Consider the following 16,960-nt stretch of genomic DNA (forward strand, 5'->3'; position numbering starts at 1 on the left):
ATCGCTCAGTTCGTGCTGACCGGGAAGCTCGCCCAGACGTGCTTGACCTCGTCCGTCGTGTACCACCCGACGTCGAGCGACAGCCGCTGCGCGATCTGTAGACCGCGTCCGCCCGCCGAGAGCTCCGAGACCTCGTCGGGCGGCTGCGGCGGCGTGTCCGGGTTATGGTCGGTCACGTCCAGCACGAAGTGCTGATCGTTGCGCAGCAGCCGGACCTCGGTCGGCGGATGACTGTGCCGGATCGCGTTCGTGGCGAGCTCCGAGGCGACCAGAATCATCCGTTCGGGTACGTCCGCCAGCGCATCCCCGTCGTGCCACTGCCCATCGGCGATCATCTCGCCCAACCCGGCCCGAAGCTTGCGCAGCTCGTCCGGGGTGTGCAGCACCCAGACCCGTACCTCTGTCGCGTCCGGCGGCGGAAGCGACGTGCTCAAGTTCCCCACGGTCGTCATCTACCCGGAACGAGCCGGATCAACGCCGCCGGTCACGGGATTCTCGCTACCGCCCCGTAGACCGCGGCCTCGGCCGGGTCCGGCCGCGGCTCCGGCTCGTCGTCCGCGCGCCACTCGGAGACCGGCACGATGCCCGGCTCGCACAGTTCCAGCCCGTCCAGGAACCGGGCGAATTCCGCGCGGCCGCGCGGCGCGGCCGGCTCGCCGCTGCGGGCCAGCAGCGCGTCCAGCTCGGCCCGCTTCGCAGGCGTCAGGTAGTCGAACGTGCCGTGCGACATGGCCAGGTAGCTGCCGGACGGCATCGCCCGCACCAGCCGGTCGACGATCTCGTAGGGCTTCAGCGCGTCCGGGAAGAAGTGCATCACCGCGACCAGCATCAGCCCGACCGGCCGGGTCAGGTCCAGTGTGCCGAGCAGGTCCGGGTGGGTCAGGATGCGCGCGGGATCCCGCAGGTCCGCGTCCACATACGCGGTGGCGCCCTCGGCGGTGCTGGTCAGCAGCGCCCGCGCGTGGACCAGCACGATCGGGTCGTTGTCCACGTAGACCACGCGCGACTGCGGCGCGATGCCCTGCGCGACCTCGTGCACGTTCGGCGCGGTGGGCAGCCCGCTGCCGATGTCCAGGAACTGCCGGAGGCCGGCCTCGCGGGCCAGGAACGTCACGGCGCGGCGCAGGAACCGGCGGTTCTCCAGCGCGTTGATCCGGGTCGCCGGGAAGAACTTCAGCAGCGTCTCCGCGCTGGCCCGGTCGGCCTCGAAGTTGTCCTTGCCGCCGAGGAGATAGTCGTACCGCCGGGCGGGGTGCATGGTGCCGATGTCGATGCCCGGTGGTGTCACGTGCTCGGCCATGGTGTGTCCCGTCCGAACGGCGGTTGTCGATGCCCGGAGTGTAACCACCGTACCGCCATCGGAATGGTCTTCTGATGACTGGAACGCTATTCTGACGGACATGCGAGTTCTGTTCAGCTGCGTGCCCGCGATCGGGCACACCTTCCCGCTCCTCCCGCTGGCCCGCGCGTTCGCCCGGCGCGGCGACCGGGTCGCGTTCCTGACCGCGGCCGGCATGACACCGGTGCTGGCCAACGAGGGGTTCGCGCTGCTGCCGGCCGGCCCGATGCCGGACGTGCTGTTCGCCGAGGCCGCCGCGCGCACCGGCCAGGACGCTGCCGCGGAGCCCACACCCGCGAGCGTGTCCGCGTTCTTCGGCGAAGTCCGCCTGGACACCACGGCGGACGACGCGATCACGGCCGCCCGCGACTGGGCGCCCGACCTGATCGTCAACGAGATGACCGACACGGTCGGCCCGCTGGTCGCGGCCGTGCTCGGCACACCGCAGGCCACGCTGTCGTTCGGTCCCGGCATCCCGCCCGAGTTCCGCGGCGCGATCGCGGCGAACATCGCGCCCTACTTCACCGCGCGCGGCGTCGACGCGCCGGCCACGCTGCCGGCCGGCCGCTGGGTGCTCGACCTCTGCCCGGACATCCTCGGCCCGGTCGGCATCCCGGACGGGATGACCCGGCTGCCGCTGCGCCCCGAGGCGCACCGCGGCCCGGACGGCGACGTCACGCCCGCGCTCCCGCCGGCTGCCGCCGGCCGCCCGCGCGTGCTGGTCACGTTCGGCTCGCACTTCGGCGACCCGGAGATCGTCCTCGACCTGCTGAACGCGTTGCAGGACGGCGTCGACGCGGACGTCATCGGCACCGCGCTCCCCGGCGCGGCCGAGCCTGGCGTGGCCGAGCCTGGCGCGCTGCCCGGCGCGGCCGAGCCGCGTCTGGTGCCGTTCCAGCCGATGGCGAAGCTGCTGCCCGGCGTATCCGCGGTCGTCACGCACGGTGGCGCCGGCACGGTCCTCGGCGCGCTCTCGCTCGGCCTGCCGGTCGTGGTGGTGCCGCAGGGCGCGGACCAGTTCGTGCAGGCCGCAGCCGTGTCCGCGGCGGGCTGCGGCGTGGCCACCGCGCCGGGCCGGCCCGACCCGGAAACGCTGCGCGCGGCCGTCAAGACGGTGCTGACCGACCCGGCGATCGCGGCCGCGGCAGCGGACGTGCGCAAGCAGATGGACGCCATGCCGTCCCCGGACGAGGTCGCGGCCACGCTCGCCGCCGCGCTCTAGGATCAGGCACTGCGCGAGCTCTGGGACCGGGGCGCCGCGCGTGTTCTGTGATCAGCGCACCGCGCGTGTTCTGTGACCAGGGCACCGCGCGTGTTCTGTGACCAGGGCACCGCGCGTGTTCTGTGACCAGGGCACCGCGCGGGCCCTGCGACCAGGGCACCGCGCGAGCTTTAGGATCGGGGCGTCACGCGAGCGAAGACGGAGCACATGGCCGCGAACCCGAACAGCCGGCGGGCCCAGGCCGCGGAGCAGACCCGCGAGCTGATCCTGCGGGCCGCGCTGGAGCGTTTCACCGCCGACGGTTACGCGAAGGCCACCGTCAACGACATCGCGAAGGCCGCCGGCGTGGTGGTGGCGACCGTCTACACCAGCGTCGGCGGCAAGCCGGTGCTGCTCGAACACCTGGTCCGGCGGGGCGTCGAGGGCACCGAGGTGGCCGAGACCCAGCGGCGGATCGCGGTCGCCACCACCGGCCGGGAGGTCATCGACCTGGTGGCGGCCGGCACCGGCCACACCTACCGCGAGCACCGGGCCGTCATCGAGCTGCTGCTCGACACGGCCACCTCCGAGCCGTCCGCCCGCCGCATCCTCACCGTGGCCAACGCCTCCTACCGGCGGGCGCTCGGCACGGTCGCGGCCCGCCTCGACGAGCTCGGCGCCCTCGCCGACGACGTCGACACGGCCCGCGCCACCGACGTCCTCTGGTACCTCTTCGGCGTCTGGTCCTGGCCCCGCCTGCTCCGCGACGCCACCTGGACCGCGGACGAGGCCGAGTCCTGGCTGCGCGAGACCGCCACCCGCATGCTGCTGCGCTAGGCCGCGCGGCGCCGCTTCAGATAGCGCGGCGACCTCACGCCACGTTGCCGCAGGCCAGCGCCGTCGGGGGCAGCGCGCTGAATAACCCTCAAGATCCTTCCAGCCCTCATTGCTGATTCGACCGCCTCGAATCAGCAATGAGGGCTGGAAGGATCTTGAATTGCCGCAGCGGCCGGCCGAACCCCGCCGACGTTCCAGCATGAAGGTCTCGTCGGCGGGTTCGCCGTGACGCCAAAGACCAGTAAATGGCGAAATTTCGGGCGCGCAATGCCGGGCGCGCAATGCCGGGCGCGCAATGCCGGGCGCGCAATGCCGGGCGCGCAATGCCGGGCGCGCAATGCCGGGCGCGCAATGCCGGGCGCGCAGCGGCGGTGCAGGACGGGGGTGCCGTGGAGCGTGATCGGACGCGCGGTCGCCATGTGGCGCACCGTACCTCGGGCGGGATCTTCCTGAGGATTGATCTTGCTGCTACGTTGTTGCCAACTTATGGCAACAACGTAGGGAGAAGCGGTGTCCTCCGACCCGCTCGGCGTGAGTGCGCGCCGGCGTAGCACCGTTCTCTGGCTGATCGGCCTGACCGCCGCGCTGATCATGACCGGCCTGGTCGCGGTCGGGACCGGCGCGATCGCGATCGATCCGGCCACGGTCGCCCGGATCATCGGGCACAGGATCTTCGCGATGACCGCGGGGGACTGGACGCCGCCACAGGAGGCGATCGTCTGGCAGGTGCGGCTGCCGCGCGTGCTGCTCGGCATGATGGTCGGTGCCGGCCTGGCGATCTGCGGCGTCGCGCTGCAGGCCATGGTCCGCAACGTGCTCGCCGACCCGTACCTGCTCGGCATCAACTCCGGCGCGTCCAGCGGCGCGGCCGCGGCGCTGCTGTTCGGCGCGGGTGCGGGCTTCGGCCAGTACGCGCTGTCCGGCAGCGCGTTCGCCGGTGCGCTCGCCGCCTCGCTGCTGGTCTTCCTCATCGCGCGCAGCGGCGGCCGGGTCACCAGCATCCGGCTGCTGCTGGCCGGCGTCGCGGTCGGCTACGCGCTCTATGCCGCCACCAGCTTCCTGATCTTCGCGTCCGGCTCGGCCGAGGGTTCCCGCTCGGTGATGTTCTGGCTGCTCGGCTCGCTCGGCCTGGCCCGCTGGGATCCGCTGCTGACCGTCACCGCGATCGTGGTGCTCGGCACCACGCTGTACCTGACGGTGATGGGCCGGCGGCTCGACGTCCTCGCGGTCGGCGACGAGACCGCGCACACGCTCGGCGTCTCCCCGGACCGGTTCCGCATGCGGCTGCTGGTGATCGTGTCGCTCGCGGTCGGCGTGCTGGTCTCCGCGTCCGGCAGCATCGGCTTCGTCGGACTGGTCGTCCCGCACCTGGCCCGCCGCATCGTGGGCGCCGCGCACGTGCGCGTGGTGCCGGTCGCCGCGCTGCTCGGCGCGATCCTGCTGGTCTGGGCGGACGTGGTGGCCCGCGTGCTGCTCGCCCCGCAGGAGATCCCGATCGGCATCATCACGTCGCTGCTCGGCGCGCCGTTCCTGCTCATCCTCATCCGGCGCCTGCACGCCACCAACGCCTAGGAGACCCCCCGATGAAGGCACGCCTGGCCACGATCCTCGCCGCGACGCTGCTGATATCCGCGTGCGGCGAAGGACCGGACGACACCACCCCCGCGGGTACGGAGAAGATCACCATCAACAACTGCGGCGTCGACGTCACGTTCGACAGGGCCCCGGAGCGGGTCGTGCTGCTGAAGAGCGCGGCCGTGCCGTACCTCCATTCCCTGGGGGTCATGGATCGTGTCACCGCGCGTGCCGGCCGGTACCCGAAGGAGTACTACGACGCGGCCACGCTCGCGGAGCTGGACAGGATCCCGCTGCTCACCGACAGGACCGACACCAGCGGCCACCTGCAGATCTCCAAGGAGGTGGTGATCGCGCAGCAGCCGGACCTGGTGCTCGGCGAGGTCGACAACCTCTCCCGCGACGCGCTCTCCGCGGTGGACATCCCGCTGCTGGAGGAGCCGGTGCTCTGCCCGGGCAACACCACGGCGCCGACGTTCGACAGCATCTACGCGCAGATGGAGACGTACGGCCGGCTCTTCGATCGTGAGGAAGAGGCCGAGACCGCGATCGCGGCGCTCAAGGACCGGATGTCGAAGATCGAGAAGGTGGAGAACCGCACCGCCGCGGTCCTCTACCCGACGGTCGGCGGCGGCGTGACCTACGCCTACGGCAACACCAGCATGGCGCACCCGCAGCTGGAGGCGGCCGGTTTCACCAACGTCTTCGGTGACTCGTCCGAGCGTGTCTTCGAGGTCACGCTGGAGGAGCTGCTCGGCCGGAACCCCGACGTGATCATCATGATCTACGGCGACGGCGACCCGAAGGCGGTCGAGGCCGCGATCACCACGCTGCCCGGCGCGGACAAGCTCAAGGCCGTGCAGAACGGCGACCTGCTGGTTCAGCTGTTCAACTACACCGAGCCGGCGTCGCCGCTCAGCATCGACGGTCTGGAGAAGATCGTCGAGCGGTTCAAGGCCGGCGCATGATCGAGGCGGCCGGGGTGTCCTGGCACTACGGTGCGAACCCCGTCATCGACGGCGTCAGCGTGTCCGCGCGCCCCGGCCGCGTGCTCGGCCTGATCGGCCCGAACGGCAGCGGCAAGACCACGCTGCTGCGGCTGCTCTACGGCGCGCTGCGCACCGGCACCGGCACGGTCACGGTCGACGGCGATCCGCTCGGCGCGCTCGCGAGCCGTGAGGCGGCCCGGCGGCTGGCCGTGGTGGTGCAGGAGAACGGCGGCGAGACCGCGCTGACCGTGGGCGAGATGGTGCTGCTCGGCCGCGGGCCGCACCTCGGCACGTTCCAGCGCACCGGCGCGGCCGACCACGAGATCGCGGCCCGCTGCCTGCAACGGGTCGGCGCCGCGCACCTGGGCACGCGGCCGTTCGCCGGGCTCTCCGGCGGTGAGCGGCAGCGCGTGCTGATCGCCCGCGCGCTCGCCCAGCAGGCCACCCACCTGCTGCTCGACGAGCCCACGAACCACCTGGACATCCGCTACCAGCACGAGATCCTGCGCCTGGTCCGCGGGCTGGGCACCTGCGCGATCGTGGTGCTGCACGATCTCAACCTGGCCGCACGCCACTGCGACGACCTCGTCCTGCTCGGCGACGGCGGCGTGGTCGCGGCCGGCACCACGGACGAGGTGCTGGAGCCGAAGATCCTCGAACCGGTCTACGGCATCGGCATCCGCCGCCTGGAGATCGAGGGCGAGTTGCACCTGCTCTTCCACCCGACCGGGGAGATGGCATGACGACCGCGCCGCAGGACCGGATCAACGCGTACTGGACGCACCGCGCGCCGAGCTACGACGAGTACGTGCGGCGGCCCGTGGCCCCGGACCACGAGCACCAGCTGCAGTACCTGGTCACCGGACGGGTGTGACGGATACCCGAACGCGCCGCTGTCCGGCATTTCGGCCGCGGACGACCGACAATGGTGTCGTGCCGCCTCTCTCAACCGAGGTCGACCAGATCGGGACCAGGACCCTGGTTCGTCTGCGCGGCGACCTGACGCTGTCCAGCGCCCCGCAGGTGCGGCTGACGCTGTCGAAATGCCTGGCCGACGTGCCGGACGCGCTGATCGTCGACCTGGCCGGGCTGCGGGTGCGCGAGCCGGTGGCGCTGTCGGTGTTCCGCACCGTGGCCTGGCAGGCGGCGGTGTGGCCGGGCACGCCGCTGCTGCTCTGCGCGCCCGCGCCGGAGACCGCGCACCTGCTCGCGGGTGACGGGCCGGGCCGGCTGACGATCTTCCCGACCGCCTCGGACGCGCTGGCCGCCCGCGCGGCCCGGCGGATGCCCACGGTCGGCGACACCGTGCTGCCCATGGCCGGTGCCAGCCGCCGTGCCCGGGACCTGGCCGAGCAGGCCTGCAACCGATGGAACCTGCCCACGCTCGGCGTCCCGGCCGCGTTGATCGCGGGGGAGCTGGTCACGAACGCGATCGTGCACGCGCGGACCATGGCGGACCTGCGGGTGTCGCTGGGCCGGCGGTTCCTGCTGGTCGTGGTGCGTGACGGCTCGCTCGCCACGCCGCACCTGGACTCCGGCCCCGCGGACGCCCCGGCGACCGGTCGCGGCCTGCGGCTGGTGGAGGCGATCGCCCGGCGCTGGGGATTTCTGCCGGCGCCGGGCGGCAAGGTGGTCTGGGCGGGCCTGCCGGTCGACCGGTGACCCGCCCGCCGGGTCACCGTCGCCGCTGGAGCGCGGTGACCCGTTCGGCTATGTCGGCCAGCCCGACGACACGCAGTGCGTAACCCGCCGTCTCGTCGTGGACGTTGACGATCCGGTACGGACGGTCGCACCGCTCAGCGGCCTCACGTCCCTCCAGGAGCGCGCGGATGCCGGCCGCGGTCATCGCGGACACACGGTCCAGGTCGACCACGATCGGCCCGGCACCGGGCTGGTCCGCCGCGTTGGCGATGATGTCGGTGAGTGCCGGGGCGACGTCGTTGTCGACGTCGCCGCTGATCGACAGGCGGATTGTGCCCTCGCCGTCCTCGGACTTCACCACTGAGAAGGAACCGGTCACACTTCTGCTCCGATCAGAAAGCGGTGAGCCGAGCCTACGCCAGGGATACGACAGTCCTGTGACACGACGCTGACTGTCAGCTCACCGGCTTACCGCCGGTGACACCGAGTACCTCTCCCGTGGTGTAGCTGGACTCCTGACTCGCGAAGTACACGTAGGCCGGTGCGAGTTCGGCAGGCTGACCGGCCCGCTTCAGCGGGGTGTCCGCGCCGAAGCTGTCCACCTTGCCGTCCGGCATGGTCGCCGGGATCAGCGGCGTCCAGATCGGGCCCGGCGCGACCGCGTTCACCCGGATGCCCTTTTCGGCGAGATCCTCCGCGAGCGCCTTGGTGAACGCGACGATGCCGCCCTTGGTGGTGGCGTAGTCGAGCAGCGGCGCGGAGGACTGGTACGCCTGGATCGACGCGGTGTTGATGACGACCGACCCGGCCGGCATGTGCGGGACCGCGGCGCGGGAGATCCAGAACATCGCGTACAGGTTGGTCTTCATGACCTTGTCGAACTGCTCGGTGGTGATGTCGACGATCCCGCCGGGCTGGGCCATCTGGAACGCGGCGTTGTTGACCAGGATGTCGATGCCGCCGAGCTCGCTCACCGCCCGGTCGATGATCGCGGCGCAGTGCGCCTCGTCGCGGATGTCGCCGGGCACCCGGACCGCCTTGCGGCCGGCCTTCTCGATCAGCGCGGCCGTGTCCGCCGCGTCCTCCTCTTCCTCGGGAAGGTAGGAGATCAGCACGTCGGCGCCCTCCCGGGCGTAGGCGATCGCCACCGCGCGACCGATTCCGGAGTCGCCGCCGGTGATCACCGCGCGCCGCCCGGTCAGCCGGCCGCTGCCCTGGTAGGTCTCCTCGCCGTGGTCCGGCTTGTCCGGCATCTCGCCGGTCGTGCCGGGCTCGCCCTGGTCGCCGCCGGTGAGCTGGTCCGGCGTCGGGTACTGGCTGCGTGGGTCGCGGATCTCGTACTGGTTCATGACTCCCGCTTTCCCCGGATCCGGCCGCTCATGCGGGCCTCACACTGCCCGGATCACCGCTCCCTTTACACCCTGACGCGCCGTATGCCCGTAACGGACGAAATACCCGTAAAGCCTCACATGTGCGGCTACGGTGGGTCATCCACCGGCGCCCGGGAGGAGTGGATGGAGCGGACCGCGACGTCGCGGCGAGGACGACTGCGACGCCTCGGACTGCTGCTGGCCGCCGTGCCGGTGGTCATCTGGGCCGGGTACCACCTCGGCGAGGCCGGCGCGTCCTGGACCGCGGCCTGGGCGTCGCTCAGCGACATCGGCTGGCGCCGGCTGCTCCTGCTCGGCACGGTCTGGCTCACCGGCCTCTGGGTGCACACGTTCGTGCTGGACGCGTCGCTGCCCGGCCTCACCCACCCGCGCGCGCTCACGCTCAACCTCTCCGGCAGCGCGGTCGCGAACCTGCTCCCACTCGGCGGCGTCGCCGGCACCGTCCTCAACCTCACCATGGTGCGCGGCTGGGGTCACACCAACCGCGACTTCGCCCGCTTCGTCGTCGTGTCGAAGGTCTGGGACGTCGCCGCCCGCCTGCTGCTCCCGTTCGCCGCGGTCCTCGCGCTGCTGGCCGCCGGCCGGCTCCACCCGTGGCTGCCCTGGCTCGGCATCACCGTCCCGGCCGCGCTCGCCGGCGGACTGCTGGTCGCCGCCTCCCTGGGTCGGTCTCGCCCGCTGTTGCGCCTGGTCACACTCGCTTCGCTCGCCTTCAGGACCATCCCGGGGGTACGCGGTGCCGCCTGGACGGACGCGGTCGCCGCGCTCCTCGACGGCGTCGAGGAACTGGTGCGCCGGCGCTGGCGACCGCTCACCGCGGGCATGACCGGCTACTGCGTCTCCGAGGGCGTGCTGCTCTGGCTCTGCCTCACCGCGGTCGGCCTCACCGTGCCGGTCCCGGTACTGCTCGCCGGGCTCGCCGCCGCCCGCGCGCTCACCCTCGCCGCGGTCACCCCCGGCGGCGCCGGCCTGGTCGAGACCGGCGCGATCGCGGTCCTCATCGGCCTCGGCACGGACCCGACCGGCGCGCTCGCCGGCGTGCTGCTGTTCCGCGGCTTCGTCTTCGCCGCCGAGATCCCGGTCGGCGGGCTCGCGGTCCTGCTGTGGCTCGCCACCCGCCGCCGCGGCATCCGGCCGAACCCCGCGTGACCTGGAGAGACATGCGCATCGCCCACGTGACCGACGTCTACCTGCCACGCCTCGGCGGCGTGGAACTCCAGGTCCGCGACCTGGCCGGCCGGCAGGCCGCGGCCGGCCACGCGCCGATCGTGGTCACCGCCACGCCGGGCTTCCTTTCAGGCAACCCGCCGATCCCGGTGGTACGGGTGGGCGGGGCCGGGGTCGGGCCCTACCGCGCGGTCCGCGACCAGGACCTGTGCCGGGTCCTGCGAGAACAGCGGGCCGAGGCGGTGCACGCGCACGTGTCCGCGTTCTCGCCGCTGGCCTGGAGTGCGGCCCGGCTGGCCGGCGCGCACGGCGTACCCACGGTGGTCTCGGTTCATTCGATGTGGCACGACGTCATCCCGATCATGCGCTGGTACGCGCGCCGCCGCGGCGCCGCCCGATGGCCGGTCGAGTGGGCCGCGGTCAGCACGGCCGCGGCCGCCGCGGTCCGCGACGCGCTCGACGGCACGCCGGTCGCGGTGCTGCCCAACGGCATCGACCCGGCCGCCTGGCTCACCCCGCCGGCCCCGCGCGACGGCCCGCCGACCGTGGTCAGCGTGATGCGCATGGTCCGCCGCAAACGCCCCCGGCCGCTGCTGCACGCGCTGTTCGCACTGCACCGAGCGCACCCGGGCCGGTTCCGGGCGGTCCTGGTCGGCGACGGCCCGCTGCTGCCCCGGCTGCGCTCCGACGTCGCCGCGGCCGGGCTGAACTCCGGGATCCGGCTGACCGGCGCGCTGCCCCGGCACGACATCCGCGCGCTGCTGGCCGGCGCGGACCTCTACGTCGCCCCGGCGCACCGCGAGTCGTTCGGGATCGCCGCGCTCGAAGCCCGCTGCGCCGGGCTGCCGGTGGTCGCCCGCAGCGGCAGCGGCGTGGCCGACTTCGTCGAGCACGGCGTGGACGGATGGCTGGTCGGCTCGGACACGGAACTCGTCTCGACGGTCTCCGGCCTGCTGGCCGCGCCCGGCCTGCTCGCGGAGGTCGCCCGGCACAACCGCGCGGTCGTGCCGCGCCTGCACTGGGACATCGTGCTCACCGCCGCCGCGGCCCGCTACGCGGCAGCGGCCCGCCTCCAGTCCGCACCGGTCCGGGTATGACCTACACACTCGTGGCGTTCCACGCGCACCCGGACGACGAAGCGCTGCTCACCGGCGGCACCCTCGCCCGCGCCGCGGCCGAGGGCCACCGCGTGATCCTGGTGACCGCCACCCTCGGCGAAGCCGGCCTCACGGCCGGCCCGGCTGGTCCGGCTGGTCCGGCTGGTCCGGCTGGTCCGGCTGGTCCGGCGGCCGAGGCTGCCGGGCCGCGTGGGCTTGCGTCCGAGTTGGCTGGGCCGTCCGGGCTTGCGGCCGGGTCGGCTGGGGCGTCGGGGTTCGTGGTCGACTCGGCCGGGCCGCCCGACTTTGTGGCCGGGCTGGCTGGGCCGTCCGGGCTTGCGGCCGGGTCGGCTGGGGCGTCGGGGTTCGTGGTCGACTCGGCCGGGCCGCCCGACTTTGTGGCCGGGCTGGCTGGGCCGTCCGGGCTTGCGGCCGGGTCGGCTGGGGCGTCGGGGTTCGTGGTCGACTCGGCCGGGCCGCCCGACTTTGTGGCCGGGCTGGCTGGGCCGTCCGGGCTTGCGGCCGGGTCGGCTGGGGCGTCGGGGTTCGTGGTCGACTCGGCCGGGCCGCCCGACTTTGTGGCCGGGCTGGCTGGGCCGTCCGGGCTTGCGGCCGAGTTGGCCGGGCCGTCCGGGCTCGCGGCCGAGCCGACCGGCTTCCCGGCGCGGCCGGACGGCGCCGCTGTCGTCGGCCACCCGGACGCGGGTGCGAGCGAGGTGAGCGGCGGTGGTGCGGCGGCGGGGGTGGGCGACCGTGTGGCCGGGCTGGGAGGGCGGCGGCATGCGGAGTTGCTGGCGGCGGCTTCCGCGCTGGGATGTGCGCGAGTGGAGGTGCTCGGCTACCGGGACTCCGGACTGCACGCCGGTGACGCCGGGTGCTTCGCGGATGCGCCGGTCGAGGAGGCCGCGGAGCGGCTGGCCGTGATTCTGCGTCAGGAGCACGCGGACGTGCTGATCGGGTATGACGCACGCGGTGGATACGGACACCCTGATCATCTGCAGGTGCACCACGTCGCGCGGATGGCGGCGCGAATCGCGGGGACGCCGGTGCTACTGGAGGCCACGGTGGACCGGCGTGCGCTGCGGCCCCTGCTGGCGCTGCTGACCATCGCCGGCCGGCTGCTGCCGCGGTTGCCGCTGGGCGGGCCCGGGACCGTGTTCACCGCGCATGAGGAGTTGACTCACGAGGTCGACGTGCGCGCGTACCTACGCCAGAAACGGGCGGCCCTGCGCGCGCACGCCAGTCAGGCCGCCGGCGGCAGTGGGCTACGCACGGTAGCGGCGTTGGCCGGGTTGCCCGGACCGCTGTTCAGGCTCGTCGCGGGTCGAGAGTGGTTCGTCCAGCCCAATTGCCGGCCGGGGCGAGGGCTCAGCGACGACGTCTTCGCCTCGCTACGTGAGTTCTGAGCCACCGCTCGCGCGGCGCCCGGCAGCTCGCCTCATGTCTGAGGTCTCGGCATCGAGTGTCGTTGATGGCTGCCTCGGGTGGGGTGAGACAGTCATCGGCGACATAAGGATCTTGTGCCTGCGAGTGGAGCCCTGGGTCAGGTTCTGGCGCGTGGCTGGTGCGACCGGGGTGGGGGTTGAACTGCTGAGGTGCGGCGGGCGCGGAAGGGAGGAGTGCCGGCGGCGACCGGTGCCCAATGCCACTTGGCTTGAGTTGACCACGGATTCCTGCCTGCGCGTCCCGAAAGCGCCCCGCCGACGTCCGCGCGACGCCCGCCGGCCGTCCTCTGTCGCCCACACCCCTCGGACCGACTCTGTTGCCCGGCTCTCGGACTGGCTCTGTTGCCCGGCTCTCGGACTGGCTCTGTTGCCCGGCTCTCGGACTGGCTCTGTTGCCCGGCCCTTCCGGGCCGGAGAGCGCGAGCTGACCCGGCCCGCTCGCGGCGATCGGGCGCCGCTCGCCCGAAATATCGCTACATCCCACCCTCCGGCGCGGACCACAGACTCGCGAGACGGCACCGCCGCAGCCTGAGTGATCAATCAGGTGAGCAAAAAGTAGATCAAAAATCGAAGTCGATCGCTTTTTCGCTCACCTGATTGATCACTCAGACGCCAGGCCCGAGGCCGTCAAGATCTCCCGGCCCCGCCGGCAGGACGCGTGCCCGCTTATCGGGAAATTTCGGGTGTCGGTGCGCGAATCGCGCGCGGTCTCCGGGTGCCGGAACGCCGCCGGCGGCGGGCAGGGTCGGCCCCTTCCGGTGGGGACCGGCCCGCCGGCGGCGGGCAGGGTCGGCCCCCTTCCGGTGGGGACCCGGGCGCCTTGTGCCGAGCGGGCTACGGAACCCGGATCGGGCTGGGCGTGGCCTGGGGCAGCGCGGTCGGGTCGGCCGATCTGCTCGCCGACCCGCTGCTGGAACTGCGCATGCTCGCGGAGCTCTTCGAGCATTCATGCTGGTCACGGGAGTGCGGCCGGACCGCAGGTACTTCAAGATCAAACTAGGCTGAGTGGCATTGGACCGGTGCCGCGCGCATGCGGGCCGGGCCATGCCGGGAGCGGGAAATCCGTATTCATGGGGTGTGGACGATCGCGGTGAGGATCAGGTCGGGGGTGGTGAGCCAGCGGCCGGAGAAGTGGGTGACCGGGCCGTCGATCAGGATCTGCGCGTGGAAGGTGCCGTCGGGGGAGGCGGTGAGGTGGGCCTCCTCGAAGCCGAGCCAGCGGTGGGTGAGGGGGAACCAGGCCTTGTAGACGGATTCCTTGGCGCTGAAGAGCAGGCGGTCCCAGTGGGTGCCGGGCGGTGCCTGGGAGATCCACTCGCGCTCGGCCGGGAGGCTGACCAGGGCGAGGACGCCGTCCGGCAGCGGGGCGTGTGCCTCGGCGTCGATGCCGACGGAGGCGATGGTGGTGGTGCGGGCGACGGCGGCGGCGCGGTAGCCGGGGCAGTGGGTGATGGCACCGGTGGTGCCGGGCGGCCAGGTGGGTGCGCCGCGCTCGCCCGGGACGATCGGGGCCGGGGGGAGACCCAGGGTCGCCAGGGCGCTGCGGGCGCACCAGCGGCCGGTGGTGAACTCGTGGCGGCGTTTCGGGACGGCGCGGGCGATCGCGGCCTCCTCGGCGGGGAAGAGGGCGCAGTCCTCGTCGCCGAACGTCTCCGCCCAGGCCACGCCGGGCGGCAGCAGCTGCTCGATCATGCGGGGAGGATCCGGCGGATCGGGGCCGGGGCCGTGGTGCCGCGGCGGCGCCACTCGCGGGGGTAGCCGAGCGAGACCTCCTCGAAGCGGACGCCGTCGTGCCAGGTGGTGCGGGGGATGTGCAGGTGGCCGTAGACCATGACGGTGGCGCGGAAGCGGACGTGCCAGTCGGCGGTGAGGTCGGTGCCGCACCACTGGGCGAACTCGGGCTTCCACAGGATGTCGGTGGGCTCGCGGACCAGCGGGTAGTGGTTGGCGAGCACGGTGGGGACGGCGGACGGGATCGCGGCCAGGCGGGCCTCGGTGATCGCGGCGCGCTCGGCGCACCAGGCGTCGCGGGACGGGTGCGGGTCGGGGTGCAGGAAGAACTCGTCGGTGCAGAGGACTCCAGCGGCCTCGGCGTTGCGGAGCGAATCCTCCTTCGTGGACATGCCGGGCACCCGCCAGGAGTAGTCGTAGCCGACGAAGAGCGGGGCGATCACGGTGTCGTTCCACCGCGGGTACGGGTCTTCGGGGGTGTGCACGCCCAGGTCGCGGGCGACCTCGACCAGGTGGCGGTAGCGTTCCTCGCCGCGCAGCTGGACCGCGTCCTCGCGGACCGTCCACAGCTCGTGGTTGCCGGGGGCCCAGAGCACGGTCGCCCAGCGGGAGGCCAGCAGCGCCAGCGTCCGTTGGATGTCGGTGACCTGCTCGGCGACGTCGCCGGCCACGATCAGCCAGTCGTCCGGCGTGACCGGGTGCAGCGACTCGGCGATCGCGCGGTTCTCGGGGTAGGTGACGTGGAGGTCGCTGACCGCGTACAACCCTGGCGTGCTCATCGTCGTCCATCGTAATCATGGGGTGGCGGGGAGTGCGTGGAGCTGGGACCGTGAGGCTATGACGCGGACCGGGCGGGAATGGCGGGCGGAGTCCTACGCGGCGGCGAACTCGGGGCAGGTCCGCGCCGCGCTCAAGGCGCTGGCCGGTGCCGGGCTGCCGCGCGGCGGCCGGTTCGCGGACGTCGGCTGCGGGTCCGGTGAGGTCGCGGAGGCGATGGCCCGGCGCGGCTTCACGGTCGACGCGTGCGACATCAGCGAGTCCATGGTGGACGCCGCTCGTGCCCGGTGCGCGGCGTTGCCGGTCACGGTGGAGCGGCAGGACGCGCGGCGTCTCGCGCTGCCGGCCGGCGCCTACGACGTGGTCCACTCGTCGTGGATGCTGCACTGGCTGGAGGAGTCCGGCCACCCGGTGCGGACGATGGCGCGCGCGGTCGCGCCCGGCGGCCTGCTGGTGCTGCAGTACAGCGCGGGCCAGCCGCGCGCGGACGGCTTCGTGCTGCGGGACACGTTGCGCGCGGTCGCGGACCGGCCGGCCTGGCGGGACCGGCTCGAGGATGCGCCGATCATGTTCCACCAGCATCCGGCGGATGAGGTGTCGGTGCTGCTGGCCGCGGCCGGGCTGGCCGTGTCGCCGGTCGAGCCGGTCGCACAGGACCTGGGCGCCGGCGACCTGGACCGGCTGCGCGCGGCGCTGCGGGCGGCCACGTTCGCGGCGCAGGCGGAGGTGCTGGGCGACGACACGGACGCGTTCATCGACGAGTGCCTGGCCGCGCTGGCGGCGGCCGGCGCGCTCGACCCGCACAACGTGTGCATCGTGGCGCGGCGACCGCCGCTGTAGATCTCCACTGTGGCGCGCTGATCTCCTGAGACGCGCCGGTCACGGGTTCAGCAGTCGCGGAGGAAGGTCTCGAGGCCGTCGAGGTCGTCGGTGTTGATGTGGTCGACGCCGGCGCGGCGCAGCGCGGTCCAGATCGCGTCGCGGGCCGGGCCGGGCGTGTCCGGCGTGGCCCAGAAGCGGACGCGGCGGCCGTCCGCGTGCGCGGTCGTCACGATCTCGCGGAGCCGGGCGCGCTGGTCGGCGGGGAACTCGCCGACGCCCTGCCAGGTGAAGACGTTCGTCCAGTTGTCGCTGATCAGCGGGATCAGCGAGGCGGGCGCGCCGGCGGTGAGGTCGGCCATCCGGCCGTCATAGAACGCGTACCGCACGGTCTGCGACTCCATCAGCTCACGCGGGCGGTCGCCGCTGACCACGGCCGTGACCGCGCCGGTGGTGACGCGCCCGCGTGCGTACCGCGTCAGGATTTTGTCGTATTCGCGCAGCGTGGCGTCGAGCGCGGTGTAGGTGGCGACGCCGGTGTTCTTGATGTCGATCAGCAGCTGCAGCGAGATCGGGCTGCCCCGGTAGACCCGGCCCCGGTTCGCGCGCACGCGCTCCACCAGAGGATCAAGATAGAGTGCCTCGAGGGTACGGCCGGGCCGCAGATCCTCCGGGTCGTGCGCGACCAGCAACTCGCCGTCGACCAGGTAGATGTCGGCCTCGACGCTGGTGAAACCGTGGTCCAGCGCGTCCAGCAGCGGGCGCTCGTGCTCGTAGTCGTTGTGCGCGTGCGCCTGGGGTAGCGGGCGGACCTTCGCCGGGGCGGCCTGTGCGGCTGGTGCGGCGATGGTGAGCAGCGCGGCCGCGACGGCCAGCACGGTGGATGTGCGACGCAGCAAGGCGGGTCTCCTGTCGTGGGGCGATTCGCCACGAACGATACGAGTGTCCGGG

18 protein-coding genes are annotated in these 16,960 nt (G+C 72.9%); 11 read left to right on the plus strand and 7 right to left on the minus strand.

The annotated features are described in order from the left end of the window. Nucleotides 1–5: 5 nt before the first annotated feature. Both J2S43_RS10655 and J2S43_RS10660 read right to left on the minus strand, forming a co-directional pair. Entirely contained in the window at nt 6–443 is a 438-nt protein-coding gene (locus J2S43_RS10655) for an ATP-binding protein (RefSeq protein ID WP_306828704.1), read from the minus strand. A gap of 41 nt (nt 444–484) precedes the next feature. Beyond that, nucleotides 485–1,300, minus strand: coding sequence for an SAM-dependent methyltransferase (locus J2S43_RS10660; RefSeq protein ID WP_306828705.1), 816 nt, complete (start codon nt 1,298–1,300; stop codon nt 485–487). A 100-nt stretch (nt 1,301–1,400) separates the two neighbouring features. On the opposite strand from J2S43_RS10660, the gene J2S43_RS10665 reads away from it, so the two are divergent. The 7 genes from J2S43_RS10665 (at nt 1,401) to J2S43_RS10695 (ending at nt 7,603) form a co-directional block, all read left to right on the plus strand. Next, nucleotides 1,401–2,561 carry a glycosyltransferase gene (locus tag J2S43_RS10665; protein ID WP_306828707.1) on the plus strand — a complete coding sequence of 387 codons (1,161 nt, stop codon included), beginning with the start codon at nt 1,401–1,403 and terminating at the stop codon, nt 2,559–2,561. A 207-nt stretch (nt 2,562–2,768) separates the two neighbouring features. Beyond that, a complete protein-coding gene (locus J2S43_RS10670) occupies nt 2,769–3,377 on the plus strand; it encodes a TetR/AcrR family transcriptional regulator (RefSeq protein ID WP_306828709.1) in 609 nt (202 codons plus the stop codon). A gap of 510 nt (nt 3,378–3,887) precedes the next feature. After that, the gene (locus J2S43_RS10675; protein WP_306828710.1) at nt 3,888–4,949 is read left to right on the plus strand and encodes a FecCD family ABC transporter permease; all 1,062 of its coding nucleotides are present in this window, start codon (nt 3,888–3,890) and stop codon (nt 4,947–4,949) included. 11 nt (nt 4,950–4,960) lie between these two features. Further along, nucleotides 4,961–5,920 carry an ABC transporter substrate-binding protein gene (locus tag J2S43_RS10680; protein ID WP_306828711.1) on the plus strand — a complete coding sequence of 320 codons (960 nt, stop codon included), beginning with the start codon at nt 4,961–4,963 and terminating at the stop codon, nt 5,918–5,920. Next, the gene (locus tag J2S43_RS10685) at nt 5,917–6,684 is read left to right on the plus strand and encodes an ABC transporter ATP-binding protein (protein ID WP_306828713.1); all 768 of its coding nucleotides are present in this window, start codon (nt 5,917–5,919) and stop codon (nt 6,682–6,684) included. The genes J2S43_RS10680 and J2S43_RS10685 overlap by 4 nt, the downstream gene beginning before the upstream one ends. Further along, on the plus strand, nt 6,681–6,815 hold the full coding sequence (locus J2S43_RS10690; RefSeq protein ID WP_306828714.1) for a hypothetical protein: 135 nt from the start codon (nt 6,681–6,683) through the stop codon (nt 6,813–6,815). The genes J2S43_RS10685 and J2S43_RS10690 overlap by 4 nt, the downstream gene beginning before the upstream one ends. A gap of 59 nt (nt 6,816–6,874) precedes the next feature. Then, complete coding sequence (locus J2S43_RS10695) at nt 6,875–7,603, plus strand: ATP-binding protein (RefSeq protein WP_306828715.1); 729 nt, start codon at nt 6,875–6,877, stop codon at nt 7,601–7,603. Between the two features lie 13 nt (nt 7,604–7,616). Here J2S43_RS10695 and J2S43_RS10700 read toward each other — a convergent pair whose 3' ends face one another. Both J2S43_RS10700 and J2S43_RS10705 read right to left on the minus strand, forming a co-directional pair. Beyond that, nucleotides 7,617–7,961 carry an STAS domain-containing protein gene (locus tag J2S43_RS10700; RefSeq protein WP_306828716.1) on the minus strand — a complete coding sequence of 115 codons (345 nt, stop codon included), beginning with the start codon at nt 7,959–7,961 and terminating at the stop codon, nt 7,617–7,619. A 76-nt stretch (nt 7,962–8,037) separates the two neighbouring features. After that, nucleotides 8,038–8,931 carry an SDR family oxidoreductase gene (locus J2S43_RS10705; protein WP_306828717.1) on the minus strand — a complete coding sequence of 298 codons (894 nt, stop codon included), beginning with the start codon at nt 8,929–8,931 and terminating at the stop codon, nt 8,038–8,040. Between the two features lie 165 nt (nt 8,932–9,096). On the opposite strand from J2S43_RS10705, the gene J2S43_RS10710 reads away from it, so the two are divergent. The 3 genes from J2S43_RS10710 to J2S43_RS42185 are packed head-to-tail and all read left to right on the plus strand — an operon-like array spanning nt 9,097 to nt 12,643. Further along, entirely contained in the window at nt 9,097–10,122 is a 1,026-nt protein-coding gene (locus J2S43_RS10710; protein WP_306828718.1) for a lysylphosphatidylglycerol synthase domain-containing protein, read from the plus strand. An 11-nt stretch (nt 10,123–10,133) separates the two neighbouring features. Further along, nucleotides 10,134–11,237 carry a glycosyltransferase family 4 protein gene (locus tag J2S43_RS10715; protein WP_306828719.1) on the plus strand — a complete coding sequence of 368 codons (1,104 nt, stop codon included), beginning with the start codon at nt 10,134–10,136 and terminating at the stop codon, nt 11,235–11,237. Further along, complete coding sequence (locus J2S43_RS42185) at nt 11,234–12,643, plus strand: PIG-L family deacetylase (RefSeq protein ID WP_370881613.1); 1,410 nt, start codon at nt 11,234–11,236, stop codon at nt 12,641–12,643. The genes J2S43_RS10715 and J2S43_RS42185 overlap by 4 nt, the downstream gene beginning before the upstream one ends. A 1,107-nt stretch (nt 12,644–13,750) precedes the next feature. On the opposite strand, the gene J2S43_RS10730 is transcribed toward J2S43_RS42185, so the two are convergent. Both J2S43_RS10730 and J2S43_RS10735 read right to left on the minus strand, forming a co-directional pair. Continuing rightward, the gene (locus J2S43_RS10730; RefSeq protein WP_306828720.1) at nt 13,751–14,374 is read right to left on the minus strand and encodes a 4'-phosphopantetheinyl transferase family protein; all 624 of its coding nucleotides are present in this window, start codon (nt 14,372–14,374) and stop codon (nt 13,751–13,753) included. Further along, nucleotides 14,371–15,192 (minus strand): metallophosphoesterase family protein, encoded by an 822-nt coding sequence (locus J2S43_RS10735; RefSeq protein ID WP_306828722.1) that lies wholly within the window; start codon nt 15,190–15,192, stop codon nt 14,371–14,373. The genes J2S43_RS10730 and J2S43_RS10735 overlap by 4 nt, the downstream gene beginning before the upstream one ends. Before the next feature lie 58 nt (nt 15,193–15,250). On the opposite strand from J2S43_RS10735, the gene J2S43_RS10740 reads away from it, so the two are divergent. After that, nucleotides 15,251–16,030, plus strand: a complete 780-nt coding sequence (locus tag J2S43_RS10740; protein WP_306828723.1) for a class I SAM-dependent methyltransferase — start codon at nt 15,251–15,253, stop codon at nt 16,028–16,030. 47 nt (nt 16,031–16,077) lie between these two features. On the opposite strand, the gene J2S43_RS10745 is transcribed toward J2S43_RS10740, so the two are convergent. Continuing rightward, complete coding sequence (locus J2S43_RS10745) at nt 16,078–16,908, minus strand: phosphatidylinositol-specific phospholipase C/glycerophosphodiester phosphodiesterase family protein (protein ID WP_306828724.1); 831 nt, start codon at nt 16,906–16,908, stop codon at nt 16,078–16,080. Nucleotides 16,909–16,960 lie beyond the last annotated feature (52 nt).

The organism is Catenuloplanes nepalensis, assembly GCF_030811575.1.
Lineage (GTDB): Bacteria > Actinomycetota > Actinomycetes > Mycobacteriales > Micromonosporaceae > Catenuloplanes > Catenuloplanes nepalensis.

Excerpts from the sequence above, each read along its gene's own strand:
- J2S43_RS10670 (WP_306828709.1), top strand. The coding sequence starts at position 2,769 with ATGGCCGCGAACCCGAACAGCCGGCGGGCCCAGGCCGCGGAGCAGACC.
- J2S43_RS10735 (WP_306828722.1), bottom strand. The coding sequence starts at position 15,192 with ATGAGCACGCCAGGGTTGTACGCGGTCAGCGACCTCCACGTCACCTAC.
- J2S43_RS10660 (WP_306828705.1), bottom strand. The coding sequence starts at position 1,300 with ATGGCCGAGCACGTGACACCACCGGGCATCGACATCGGCACCATGCAC.
- J2S43_RS10665 (WP_306828707.1), top strand. The coding sequence starts at position 1,401 with ATGCGAGTTCTGTTCAGCTGCGTGCCCGCGATCGGGCACACCTTCCCG.
- J2S43_RS10710 (WP_306828718.1), top strand. The coding sequence starts at position 9,097 with ATGGAGCGGACCGCGACGTCGCGGCGAGGACGACTGCGACGCCTCGGA.
- J2S43_RS10740 (WP_306828723.1), top strand. The coding sequence starts at position 15,251 with ATGACGCGGACCGGGCGGGAATGGCGGGCGGAGTCCTACGCGGCGGCG.
- J2S43_RS10690 (WP_306828714.1), top strand. The coding sequence starts at position 6,681 with ATGACGACCGCGCCGCAGGACCGGATCAACGCGTACTGGACGCACCGC.
- J2S43_RS10685 (WP_306828713.1), top strand. The coding sequence starts at position 5,917 with ATGATCGAGGCGGCCGGGGTGTCCTGGCACTACGGTGCGAACCCCGTC.
- J2S43_RS10715 (WP_306828719.1), top strand. The coding sequence starts at position 10,134 with ATGCGCATCGCCCACGTGACCGACGTCTACCTGCCACGCCTCGGCGGC.
- J2S43_RS10730 (WP_306828720.1), bottom strand. The coding sequence starts at position 14,374 with ATGATCGAGCAGCTGCTGCCGCCCGGCGTGGCCTGGGCGGAGACGTTC.
- J2S43_RS10705 (WP_306828717.1), bottom strand. The coding sequence starts at position 8,931 with ATGAACCAGTACGAGATCCGCGACCCACGCAGCCAGTACCCGACGCCG.
- J2S43_RS42185 (WP_370881613.1), top strand. The coding sequence starts at position 11,234 with ATGACCTACACACTCGTGGCGTTCCACGCGCACCCGGACGACGAAGCG.
- J2S43_RS10680 (WP_306828711.1), top strand. The coding sequence starts at position 4,961 with ATGAAGGCACGCCTGGCCACGATCCTCGCCGCGACGCTGCTGATATCC.